We start from the raw sequence: 11,808 nt of genomic DNA, 5'->3' as shown, positions 1-11,808 counted from the left end.
GCGGTCGAAGGCATCGTGTCCGACTCACGTAACCCGATCGCATAGACAGGGTTAACGCGAGGTGAACCACCCTCGCCACCACTACATCGCCACTCGCGTGGTTCTGCAGGACCCGCTACCGGTCCTCCACGCTGGGTACCGGTGTAGTCCGTGCGAACGCTATCTGAGAGGTCACAAAGAGGGCAACAGCTGGAATCAGCCGTGTCTCAGGGAATTCATTCACTATCATGCATCTGCCCTCAGTAATCGGAACAATGCCGAATGTTAATGACAGGAAAACTGGCTGCTGTCGGCGCTAAGGCAGCTACTCGTAGTGGGGTGGCCGGTCGTGGTCGTAGCGAGCACGACCCTCGTCTGTGTGACGCAGATCACGTTCGTCGCGAGTTGTTTCGGGCAACGAATCACCGAAGATCGCATCCAGGTCACGCCGGCGTCGCGCGGCGTCACGAACACGAACCGACTGCTCATCGGCCAAATCTGGATCAGTCGATCCATGCGTCAATTCGTATTTGTGCGCCGCGTCACCACTGCCGTCGGCCTCATGTCCGGACAACAAGTCACCCCGTCCGAGTCCGTGAATCCGACGCTGTCAGAAATCCCTGATATTCGAGATCACATGTTTTGCGAGAGGCGCCACGGTCGCCATCCCGTCACGGACCGCTGCCCGTGAGTCGGCGATATTGACCACGAGCGTCTGCCCCGAGATTCCGGCCAGCCCGCGCGAAAGTCCGCCGTCGGTGGCGCCCGCGGCCAGGCCCGAGCTCCGAACCGCCTCCTCGATACCGCGCAGTCGCCGATCCAGAAGCGGCTCGGTGGCCTCCGGGGTGACGTCGCGGGCGCCCACACCCACTCCACCGACCGAGACCACCAGATCGACCCCGCCGATCACCGCGGTGTTCAGGGCGTTCCGGATCTCCACCTCGTCGCCGGGGACGAGAATCGTCGCGTCGACGTGGAATCCGGCTTCCTCCAGCAACTCGCCCACCAGCGGACCGAGTGGGCTGTCGACGTCGCCGTGGGCCACCCTGTCGTCGACCACGACGACCAACGCTCGACCCACCTCGTCGCCCGCGGACTCGCGTGCCGAACCGCCCTGACGGGCTGCGAATGCGCGCGCAGCGGCATCAGCGGCCACCACGTCGGCCGGATCCACCTCGGTACCTTCGGTCATCGGGAGCTCAGCCACCTGAAAATCGGAGTCGCTGGTCATCATGGCCACTGTCCTCTCTGCGTTCAGCGCGCCTACGGCGTGCTCGTGGTGATGCGGCATGGTCGTCGTCGGCCCTGCACGATGATTCGTCGCAGTGAAGCCGAACGAACCACCTGTTCGATCAGTTCGACTGCAGGGTCGCCAATTGCACCGTCACCGTCTTCGTTTGTCCGCCTGCGGTGTAGGTGACCTGGACTCGATCACCGGGGTTGTGTGAGCGCACCGCCGCCACGAGGGCGTCACCGGTGGCGATGTTGCGGTCGTCGATCTTGGTGACGATCGCACCCTTGGGAATTCCGGCCGCGGCGGCCGGGCCACCGGCCTGCACGTCGGCGATCAGGGCTCCGGGAGAGTTCGGATCGGTGCTCGGCCGCACCGACACCCCGAGACCGGCGTGGGTCGCCTTGCCGGTATCGCGCAGCTCGTTGGCCACTCGAATCGCCTGGTCGATCGGGATCGCGAAGCCGAGTCCGATGCTGCCGCTCTGCTGTTCCTCGCCGCCGCTGCCGCCGCCGAGGGTGGCGATCGCGGTGTTCACACCGATCAGTGCACCACGCGCGTTGACCAGCGCGCCACCGGAATTGCCGGGATTGATCGCCGCGTCGGTCTGGATCGCGTCGATCACCGAGGTGGTGTCACCCTCGCGTTGTGTGGAGACCGGGCGGTTCAACGCGGAGATGATGCCGGTGGTGACCGTGCCCTGCAGGCCCAGCGGCGCTCCGATGGCGATGACGTCCTGGCCCACCGCGAGATTGTCGGAAGTCCCGACCTTGATCGGGGTCAGACCGGACTTGTCGACCTTGATGACGGCGATATCGGAGATGGGATCGGCGCCCAGCACGCGGGCCGCGGAACGCGAGCCGTCCTGGAAGTTCACGACGACGTCGGTGGCGGGGCGGCCATTGCTGCCGCTCACCACGTGGTTGTTGGTCATGATGACGCCGTCGGCGCTGAGCACGACGCCCGAACCCTCACCCTGCTCGGTGCCCGTGGTGACGTCGATCGACACCACCGACGGCAGGGTCTGCGCAGCCACCTGCTGGACCGAGCCCTCCGGCGCCGGCACCGAGCCGCTGTCACGCGCGCTGGGATCGCCGCCGAGCGGTTGGTTGTTGGCCGCCGTCGACGTCGAGTCGTCGTTGAGCTGGGAGCCGACGAATCCGCCGACGCCGCCGGCCACCAGGCCGATCACCAGGGCACCGGCGACGAGCGCCGCGATCAATCCGCCACGGGACTTCTTCTTTGGGCCCTGCGGCTCCGGTAGTGGTTGCGGATCACCGAAACCGGTTCCCGGCGGCGGTCCCGACGGCCCGATCGGACCCGGTCCTGCACCGTATGCACCGTACGGCTCCGCACCGCCGTGGGTTCCGGCTCCGAAGGACTGCGTGGGCGCAGTACCGCCCTCACCGAAACCCGGTGTCTGCGACTGCGATTCCGGGTTCGATCCGGAGCTGTCGCCGTAGGTGGAGGTCCGTTCCCACGGCGCCGAGCCCGACGAGCCGTAGTGGGGTGACCCGTACTGGGGAGAGCCGTATTGGGGTGAACCATAAGTGGGGATCGGGCCGGTCGAGGGACCGGGCGAATATCCGGGCGCACCCGACTCCTGGCCCGGACGGCCATAGGCTCCCGTCCACCCGGACTCACCGGAGTTCGGCGCGTCACCGGGGTTCTGCGCGTCATCACCGTACGGCCCGCGGTGCGAACCTCCACCCGTCATCGTCGTCCCCACATCTTTCGTCGAGAATCCCTGCCGGCGGGCGCATGTCCGCCAGTCCTGTCGTCGGCACCGGTCCTGTGTCGCTCGCCGTGGTTGTCACCGCGGGTGTCCGTCACCGTTGTCGTGGCGCAGACAACCCTAGGCGATCAAGTACCTGGCCTGCGCGCGAACACCGTCCTGGGCATCGCTGTCGAGTCATCTCTCTACTGACGAACCACCTGCGGCGTTGGTTCCATCGGCGCCGGATGCCCCGGCAATGTCATTCGGATGACTGCTCCGCCGAGGTGTGACTGTTCGGCACGTACCGTGCCACCCATGCGGACCACCACCTGACGCACGATCGCCAGCCCGAGTCCCGACCCGGGCATCGACCGCGACTGAGTGGCGCGGTAGAAGCGCTCGAACACCAGCGCCCGGTCCTCCTCCGGAATGCCGGGGCCCGCGTCGGCGACGGACAGTTCGGCGGTGGTGGGGGTCAGCTGGGTGAGCGTGACCTCCACCGTGCGTCCGCGCGGCGACCACTTGGCGGCATTGTCGAGCACGTTGAGTACCGCGCGGGCGAGGCCGTGCTGATCGCCGAAGACGAACCACGGCATCAGCGTCGTGGTGAATTCCACATCCGATCGGCGACGACGCACCCGCTCGAGCGCTCCGGAGACCACCTCGCCGAGGTCGATCTCCTCGTGCACCACCTCGGGCGCATCCTCGCGGGCGAGGTCGACGAGATCGCCCACGAGCGTCGACAATTCGCCGATCTGGGCCATCACATCCGAGCGCAGCTCCACCATGTCGGCAGCGGGCACGGGCGGTGCCCCGGGTTCACTCGAGGCGATCAGCAGTTCGAGGTTGGTCCGCAGCGACGTCAACGGCGTACGTAACTCGTGTCCGGCGTCGGCGACCAATCTCGCCTGCTGGTCCCGGGATTCGGCGAGCGCACGCAGCATCGTGTTGAAGCTCTCGGTCAACCGTGCCAGCTCGTCGTTGCCGGTGACCGGGATCGACGTGAGGTCCTGGGTGCGGGCCACCCGTTCGGTGGCCCGTGTGAGTCTGGCAACGGGTCTCAACCCCGCTCGGGCCACGGTCATGCCGGCCAGCGCCGCGAGAGCCACCCCTCCGCAGCCGACCACGAAGAGCACCCAGGCCAGCCGTTTGAGGGTGCGATCGGTATGCAGCAATGACTGCGCCAGGATCAGCGTGCTGCCGTCGTCGAGTTTGCGCGCGAGCACCCGCTGGTTGTTGATGGTCCGCAGGCTCTGCGCGTTGTTGCCCGGCCGCGTCGGCGACATCGCCACCGACCGCTCGGCATCACCGAACGGCACCTCACCGACGGTCAGCGCGACGCCGTCCGGGCGGACGAGACCGATGGAGATGCTGGTGGAGAACACGGTTCCGGTCAGCAGCGCCGCCGGACGCTGGTTGATCGTGCCGTTCTTGGCCAGCAACGTCATCCCGTCGGCACGACTCTCCAGCCCGGTGTCGATCTCGTTGTACATCGCGCGGTAGACGACGAAGTAGGCGGCCGCAGCCATCAGACTCACCGCGAGCAGCACCACCGTCGCCGAGAGCAGTGTCACGCGCACTCGCAGGGAGACCGAGCGCGTCAACGGCATCGGCGCGCGCATCTCGCGCTCGCCGTGTTTGCGCAGGCGGAACCACCGACGCGCGGCGCCCCGACGAATCCGCAGGGGCATCGAGCTGCCGGGGTTCATCGCCGACGCGTGCGGAGTCGTCACGTGCGGAGTCGACGCATCCAGGGGTGACGTCGGTGTGTCCGACGTGGTGTGTCCCTCGGTGAAGGGCGACGGCGATGCGGAATCCGTCTCGGCGCCCACCGGGGAATGTCCGGGGTTGGCCACTACGGCGGCGTCTCCCGAAGCACGTATCCGACGCCGCGCACGGTGTGGATCAGGCGGGTCTCCCCGTCGGCCTCGGTCTTGCGCCGCAGGTAGCCGACGTAGACCTCGAGGGCATTACCGGAGGTCGGGAAGTCGTAGCCCCACACCTCTTCGAGGATCCGGCTGCGCGAGAGCACCCGCCGCGGATTGGCCATCAGCATTTCCAGCAGCGCGAACTCGGTGCGCGTCAGACTGATCTGGCGTTCGCCGCGGTAGACGTCGCGGGTCACCGGGTCGAGTGAGAGATCCGCGAACGTCAGGGTCTCCGAGTCGGCGCCGTCCTCGGGGGCCGCGCGACGCAGCAGGGCACGCAGACGCGCGAGGAGTTCCTCCATCGCGAACGGCTTGGGCAGGTAGTCGTCGGCTCCGGCGTCGAGGCCGGCCACCCGCTCGGACACCGAATCGCGTGCGGTGAGCACCAGAATCGGCAGGTCATCACCGGTGGAACGCAATCGCCGGCATACCTCCAGGCCGTCGAGGCGCGGCATCATCACATCGAGGATGGCGACGTCGGGTCGCTCGGCAACCACCTTCTCCAACGCTTCGATGCCGTCACCTGCGGTGTCGACGGTGTAGCCGTTGAAGGTGAGCGATCGGCGCAACGACTCACGCACGGCCCGATCGTCGTCGACCACGAGTATTCGCATGGGTACTAGTTTTATCCACAACTACTGAGAGGTGTCTGAGCAACGCGCAGGTCGTGCGAACTTTCGCACCGAGCGTGGGACCCGTGGTGCGGGGCTGCGCAGATGCCAGCGCCGCGGTGCGGTCCGCTCGAGTGACGATGGCCGCACATCTACCGACCACCCGTGTGAGGCCAAGTTGATTGCGGTGTAACCGCGGCATTCAGGTCGCGAAACACGCGGTACCGACGCTGGGACGGTGAGCCCGCCGAGTACTTCGCCGTCGACCACCGCAACGCTGTGCGCCTATTGCGGGGTGGGCTGCGGGCTCGATCTGACAGTGTCCGGCGAATCGGACGAGCCGATGCGGGTCCTCAAGAGCACCGGGCGCAAGGATCACCCGACGAACTTCGGTCGGCTGTGCACCAAGGGCTCCACCACCGCCGACATGCTGAACTCCGACGGCCGGCTGACCGCCCCGCTGGTGCGCTCTTCCCGCGACGCCGAGCCGCACCCCGCCGACCTCGACGACGTTCTCCTCGACACCGCCGGCCGGCTGCGCGCCATCATCGACGAGCACGGCCCCGACGCGGTGGCCCTGTACGTGTCCGGTCAGATGTCGATGGAGGCGCAGTACCTCAGCAACAAGCTCGCCAAGGGCTTCATCGGCACCAACCAGATCGAGTCCAACTCGCGCCTCTGCATGGCCAGCGCCGGCACCGGCTACAAGCAGTCACTCGGCGCCGACGGCCCACCGGGCTCCTACCAGGATTTCGACAACGCCGACGTCTTCTTCGTCATCGGCGCGAACATGGCCGACTGCCACCCGATCCTGTTCCTGCGGATGATGGACCGCGTCAAGGCCGGCGCCACCCTCATCGTCGCCGACCCGCGACGCACCGCCACCGCCGACAAAGCCGACCTGTACCTACCCGTCCGCTCCGGCACCGACCTCGCACTGCTCAACGGAATCCTTCATCTGCTGATCGTCGGCGGCCATCTCGACGAGGAGTTCATCGCCGAGTTCACCGATGGCTTCGAGCAGATGCCGTCCTTCGCCGAGCAGTACCCACCGGAGCGAGTGGCCGAGATCTGCGGGATCGACGAGAAGGACCTGCGGGCCGCGGCGGCGTTGATCGGCACTGCCGGCAACTGGATGAGTTGCTGGACGATGGGTCTCAACCAGTCGACGCACGGAACGTGGAACACCAACGCGCTGATCAATCTTCACCTCGCCACCGGCGCGATCTGCCGACTCGGCAGCGGGCCGTTCTCGCTGACCGGTCAGCCCAACGCCATGGGTGGCCGCGAGATGGGTTACATGGGACCAGGATTGCCCGGTCAGCGGGCCGTCACCTCCGACGAGGACCGCGCATTCGTCGAAGAGCAATGGCACCTGCCCGCCGGAACCCTGCGCACCGACGTCGGCGGCGGCACCATCGACATGTTCTCCCGCATGGCCGACGGGCAGATCAAGGCGTGCTGGATCATCTGCACCAATCCCGTTGCCTCGGTGGCCAATCGGAGCACCGTCATCGACGGGCTCCGCCGCGCCGAGCTCGTCGTCACCCAGGACGCCTTCACCGCCACCGAGACCAACGCCTACGCCGACGTCGTCCTGCCCGCCGCCCTGTGGAGCGAATCCACCGGCACCATGGTCAACTCCGAACGCAACATCACCCTGTTCTCCCCGGCCATGCCGGCACCCGGTCAGGCGCTACCGGACTGGCAGATCATCGCCCGGATCGCTTGCGCCATGGGATATTCCGATGCCTTCACCTACGACAGCGCCGAGGAGATCTTCGACGAGATCCGCCGTTTTCACAACCCGCGCACCGGCTACGACCTCCGGGGTGTCACCTACGAGCGGCTGCGCCGCTCCCCCATCCAATGGCCGTGCCCGCCGGAGGACACCGACACCGACGGGCGACACCCCGTCCGCTACCTCAACGACGGTCACAGCCAGACGCTGCACCAGTTCGACGACGGCACCCGCCCGCGGTTGGCCTTTGCCACACCGACGCGTCGCGCACAATTCTTCGCGCGGCCGCACGTCGATCCGGCGGAGATGCCCGACGACGACTACCCGATTTTGCTCAACACCGGACGCCTCCCACACCAGTGGCACACGCTGACCAAGACCGGGCGGGTCGCCAAGCTGAACAAGCTCGCGCCCGGACCGTTCGTCGAGATCCACCCCGATGATGCTGCCCGGCTGGCGATTTCCGACACCGACCGTGTCGAGGTGGCCTCCCGACGCGGGCGTGCGGTACTGCCCGCGCAGGTGTCCGACCGCGTCCGCCCGGGCAGCGTCTTCGTCCCCTTTCACTGGAATGACCTCTGGGGTGAGCACCTCGCGATCAACGCGGTCACCTCCGATGCCATCGACCCCGCCTCCCAGCAACCGGAGTTCAAGGTGTGCGCCGTCGCCCTCACCAGAGTCGGTGCCGCCGAACCGCCGTCGACAGCGCCTTCGGTCCCGGCGACAGCGCCCGCCACCGCGCCGACCGCGCCTGCTATCCCGGCGACGGCGCTCGCCACCGCGCCGACCGCGCTTGTGGACTCGCTCGCGGCGGCCCTCGGAGTTTCCGCGATCACCACTCCGTCTTTCACCGAGTCCGAACGGACCTATCTCGCCGGTCTCGTGGCCGGACTCCGCGCGGCACCGCCCCACGACGCGGTGCCGACCCTGCCCGCGAGCGCGCCGCTCACGGCGGACACCACGGCCTTTGTCAACGGAGTACTGGCCGGGATGTTCTCACGCTCGGCCCGCGCCAACCCGGATGCCGATGCGAGATCCGTCGAGGCGCCGGCGCCGTCACGCGCAGCGATCAGCGTCCTGTGGGCGTCGCAAATGGGCAACGCCGAAGACTTCGCCGAGGCCGTGGCCGCACGTCTACGCGAGGGCGGACATCCGGTGACGGCCACCGCGATGGACGAGTGCGATCCGAGTACCTTGTCCGGCACCGCACTGTTCGTCACGGCGACCACCGGCGACGGTGAAGCACCGGACAACGGCACCGGCTTCTGGGAGCGACTGAACGCCGACGACGCGCCCGCACTCGACGAATTGGCCTATTCGGTACTGGCTTTCGGCGATTCCAGCTATGACGACTTCTGCGGCCACGGACGCAGACTCGACGAAAGGCTCGCCGAGCTCGGGGCGACGCGCCTGACCGACCGGGTGGACTGCGAGCCGGACTTCGAGGAGCCCGCCGGGGTGTGGCTCGAGCGCGTTCTCACCCGTCTCACTCCCGAGGCCCCGACGCCCACCGACGTCACCGCCGCACGCGTCGAGGTTCGCGAACCCTCCGCGCAGGTCAGTTCGCCCGGGTATTCACGCAAGAAGCCATTGCGTACCAGCCTGATCCACAACAGACGATTGAACACCTCCGGCTCGGCGAAGGATGTGCGCAACTTCGCCTTCCACCTTCCGCCGGGCACCCTGGATTATCGGGCCGGCGACGCGCTCGGCGTCTACCCACGCAACAGCGAGAGCCTGGTCGACGAGTGGCTACATCACCCCCGCCTCGACCCGCAGGCCAGGGTCGAGATCCCCGAAGGCCCGTCGGGACCAGGTGGTACCACCACCCTCGACACGGCGCTTCGTGACCACCTCGAGATCGCGCGCCTCACACCCGATCTCGTCCGGTTCATGGCCGAACGCAGCGGCGATCAGGCATTGTCCACACTCGCAGCACCTGGCAACAAGGAGGAGTTCGGTGCATGGTCGTGGGGACGACAATCGGTCGACGTGCTGGCGACAACCCGCGTCGACGCCGACCCGCAGGAATGGGTCGACCACATCAAACCCCTTGCACCACGCTCGTACTCGATCTCGTCCTCACCCCTGACCGCACCGGGCGAAGTCCACCTGACAGTGTCGGCGGTGCGCTACAACGTGCACGGCATCCCACGGCAGGGCGTGTGTTCGACCTTCCTCGCCGACCACGCCGAGAGCGCCGAGGTGGGCGTCTTCGTGACGCCCACCAACCACTTTCGCCCGCCCGCCGACCCCGACACCCCGATGATCATGATCGGACCCGGCACCGGGATCGCACCATTTCGCGCATTCCTACACGAGCGGCGTGCACTCGGGCACGGTGGGCGCAACTGGTTGTTCTTCGGAGAACAACACAGCGCCACCGACTTCTACTATCGCGACGAGCTCACCGACATGCTCTCCGACGGCCTGCTGACCCGCCTCGACGTCGCCTTCTCCCGCGATCAGGACCGCAAGATCTACGTGCAGGACCGCATCGCCGAACACGGCGACGAGCTCTACCGATGGCTGCACGACGGTGCTCACATCTATGTGTGCGGTGACGCGAGCCGAATGGCCCGCGACGTCGACGCAACGCTGAAAGGTGTTGTCGCCCAGTACGGAAAGCTGTCGGAGAAGAGCGCCGAGCAGTACGTCAAGGCGCTCGCCGCCGACAAGCGGTATGTGCGCGACGTGTACTGACCGAGCGGAGACCACGGGCCGGCATCCCGTGGATCGTGCACAGAGGTGAATTCACCCCACCGTAATGGCCGTTTAACTATAGAGAATTGGCTCGTTGCCAAACTCGCCGGATGACCACAGACATCACCGTGCCGTCGGAGGGACCCGCCCGCACAACCCGGGGCTCCTGGTATACCTCGCTGTTCACCTGGCTGATCGTGGCGATCATCGCCGGTATCGTCCTCGGAGCACTGTGGCCCGATGCCGGGTCGGCGCTCAAACCCCTGGCAGATGGCTTCATCAAGCTCATCAAGATGCTCATCGCGCCCATCATCTTCTGCACCGTCGTGCTCGGGATCGCTCACGTCGGTGACCTGAAGTCGGTGGGCCGCATCGGTGTCAAGGCACTCATCTACTTCGAGGTGGTCACCACCTTCGCGTTGATCTTCGGCCTGGCGGTGGGCAACATCGTCAAGCCCGGCAGCGGATTCAGCATCGACCCGCAAACCCTGGCCACCGGCGCCGACGCGGTCGCGAAGTCAACCGGCAACGGCGAGCTGCCGCACACCGTCGAGTTCCTCATGAACATCATTCCCACGTCGGTGATCTCGGCGTTCGCGGAGAACGAGCTCCTGCAGGTGTTGTTCTTCGCCGTGTTGTTCGGACTGGCCCTGGCGAAACTGGGTTCCAAGGTCCCCGTCGTCGTCTCGTTCGTGGACCAGTCCAGCCACGTCTTCTTCCTGATCATCGGCTGGATCATGAAACTCGCGCCGGTCGGCGCCTTCGGCGCGATGGCCTATATCGTCGGCCAATACGGACTGTCGTCACTGGCGAGCTACGGAAAGCTCATCGCGTGCTGCTACCTCGCCGCGGTGCTGTTCATCTTCGTGCTGGCTGCGGTCGTTCGCGTCTTTGCGGGGGTGAATCTCTGGAAGTTCCTGCGCTACATCAAGGATGAACTGTTCATCGCGCTCGGCACCGCCTCCACCGAGGTCGTGTTGCCGCGCATCATGACCAAACTGACCTACGCCGGATGTTCGCGGACCACCACCGGACTCGTGGTGCCCACCGGCTACTCGTTCAACCTCGACGGAGCCACCCTCTACCTGTCGATCTGCGTGCTGTTCCTCGCGCAAGCACTCGGTGTGAATCTCAGCCTCGGCGAACAACTGACGGCCGTCCTCGTCCTCATGCTGACCTCCAAGGGCATGGCCGGGGTGCCGGGGTCGTCGTTTCTCGCTCTGTCAGCGACGGTGACCGCCATCGGCCACGGCAGCATTCCCGTCGCGGCGGTGGCCCTTCTGCTCGGTGCCGACCGCATCATGGATTCGATGCGCGTGTCGGTGAATCTGCTCGGCAACTGCGTGGCCACCTTCGTCGTCGCCAATTGGGAAGGCCAACTGGACAAGGAACGGATGCGACTCGTCCTCGACGGCCGTCCGGTGCCCGCGCTCGAGGACATCGACGCCATGTCCGGACAGGTGGAGTTGCTTGCCGAGGAGGAGGCCATGCCCGAGGTGGCTGCGCAGGACGTGGCGAAAGGCTGACGCGGGCCGGCGAGTCGCCGTTACGCCCACACCACGATGCGTCCGTCACGATCCTCGGCACGGTAGACCTCGATCGTACCGATCCCCGCTGTGGCGCATCCACCGTCGGCGAAGCCGAACGCGTACTGGTGGAGCGGGCAGACGATGGTGCCGAGGTCGAACTGTCCGTCGGCGAGCGGGCCGCCCTTGTGCGGGCAGACCGCAGAGATGGCGCGCAGCGTGCCGTCGGTCATCCGGAACACCGCTATCTGCTTGTCGCCGAGCACATATGCGCGACCTTCCCCGAGTGCGAGGTCGGCCATCTCGCCGATCTCCACCGGTTCTGCGGTGACGGACTCGGAGCTGACGGACTCGGGACTGACGGGCTCGGAG

General features: G+C 66.7%; 7 protein-coding genes. 2 read left to right on the top strand and 5 right to left on the bottom strand.

Features of this window, described 5'->3' with window-relative positions:
* Positions 1–589: 589 nt before the first annotated feature.
* The 4 genes from B1964_RS24665 to B1964_RS24650 form a co-directional block, all read right to left on the bottom strand.
* Positions 590–1,210 (bottom strand): molybdenum cofactor synthesis domain-containing protein, encoded by a 621-nt coding sequence (locus B1964_RS24665; RefSeq protein ID WP_240524221.1) that lies wholly within the window; start codon positions 1,208–1,210, stop codon positions 590–592.
* A gap of 121 nt (positions 1,211–1,331) precedes the next feature.
* Positions 1,332–2,927 (bottom strand): trypsin-like peptidase domain-containing protein, encoded by a 1,596-nt coding sequence (locus B1964_RS24660; RefSeq protein WP_079931667.1) that lies wholly within the window; start codon positions 2,925–2,927, stop codon positions 1,332–1,334.
* Positions 2,928–3,130: 203 nt separating this feature from the next.
* Positions 3,131–4,618, bottom strand: coding sequence for a HAMP domain-containing sensor histidine kinase (locus tag B1964_RS24655; protein WP_172398962.1), 1,488 nt, complete (start codon positions 4,616–4,618; stop codon positions 3,131–3,133).
* 164 nt (positions 4,619–4,782) lie between these two features.
* Positions 4,783–5,469 (bottom strand): response regulator transcription factor, encoded by a 687-nt coding sequence (locus B1964_RS24650; RefSeq protein WP_014359185.1) that lies wholly within the window; start codon positions 5,467–5,469, stop codon positions 4,783–4,785.
* Between the two features lie 235 nt (positions 5,470–5,704).
* Here B1964_RS24650 and B1964_RS24645 point away from each other — a divergent pair, with 235 nt between their 5' ends.
* The gene (locus B1964_RS24645; RefSeq protein WP_079931665.1) at positions 5,705–9,910 is read left to right on the top strand and encodes a bifunctional nitrate reductase/sulfite reductase flavoprotein subunit alpha; all 4,206 of its coding nucleotides are present in this window, start codon (positions 5,705–5,707) and stop codon (positions 9,908–9,910) included.
* 110 nt (positions 9,911–10,020) lie between these two features.
* Positions 10,021–11,436, top strand: coding sequence for a C4-dicarboxylate transporter DctA (gene dctA / locus B1964_RS24640; protein ID WP_079931664.1), 1,416 nt, complete (start codon positions 10,021–10,023; stop codon positions 11,434–11,436).
* Between the two features lie 20 nt (positions 11,437–11,456).
* Here the strand turns inward: dctA and B1964_RS24635 are convergent, their stop codons facing one another.
* Positions 11,457–11,738 carry a Rieske (2Fe-2S) protein gene (locus B1964_RS24635; protein WP_139765856.1) on the bottom strand — a complete coding sequence of 94 codons (282 nt, stop codon included), beginning with the start codon at positions 11,736–11,738 and terminating at the stop codon, positions 11,457–11,459.
* Positions 11,739–11,808 lie beyond the last annotated feature (70 nt).

It is taken from the genome of Gordonia sp. i37 (assembly GCF_002043085.1).
Classification (GTDB): Bacteria; Actinomycetota; Actinomycetes; order Mycobacteriales; family Mycobacteriaceae; genus Gordonia; species Gordonia polyisoprenivorans.
Note: the sequence above shows the minus strand (reverse complement) of the source record. Positions and strands in the feature narration are given on the sequence as shown.